A 570-nucleotide genomic window follows, 5' to 3' on the forward strand; every position below is an offset into this window, starting at 1 on the left:
CGCACTCGTGATCGGATGCGGTGGCTCAGGCCTCCGCGGACGCGCCCTGCTTCTGCGCCCAGATGTCGCGGATCACGTTCTCGAACGCCTCCGGCGGCTGCGCGCCGCTGACACCGTACTGGCCGTCGATCACGAAGAAGGGCACGCCGTTGATGCCGTAGGCGCGCGCCTGCGCCTGGTCGGCACGGACGGCGTCCAGGTACTCGGCCGACTCCAGAGCGGAGCGGGCCTCACCGGCATCCAGTCCGACCTCGGCGGCGAGGGCGACCAGGTCGTCGACGCGGCCGACGTGCTTGCCCTCGGTGAAGTAGGCGGACATGAGCCGCTCCTCCATCTCGTGCTGCAGCCCCTTCGCCTTGGCGAAGTGCAGCAGCTCATGCGCCTTGACCGTGTTGGTGTGCTGCAGCAGATCGAAGCGGTACTGCAGGCCCGCGCCGGCGGCGACCTTGGTCACGTGCGACAGCATCTGCTCGACCTGCTCCCGCGCCATGCCCTTGTGCCCGGCGAGGAAGTCGAGCTCGTCGCCGTCGAAGTCGACGGGGGTGGCGGGCGAGAGCTCGAAGGAGCGGA

The 570-nt window shown here is 69.6% G+C and carries 1 protein-coding gene; it reads right to left on the reverse strand.

From position 1 onward, the window contains the following. Positions 1-25 precede the first annotated feature (25 nt). A partial coding sequence (locus BGN97_RS13780; RefSeq protein WP_292702599.1) for a DsbA family oxidoreductase occupies positions 26-570 on the reverse strand: 545 nt, incomplete at its 5' end.

It is taken from the genome of Microbacterium sp. 69-10 (assembly GCF_001897945.1).
GTDB lineage: Bacteria > Actinomycetota > Actinomycetes > Actinomycetales > Microbacteriaceae > Microbacterium.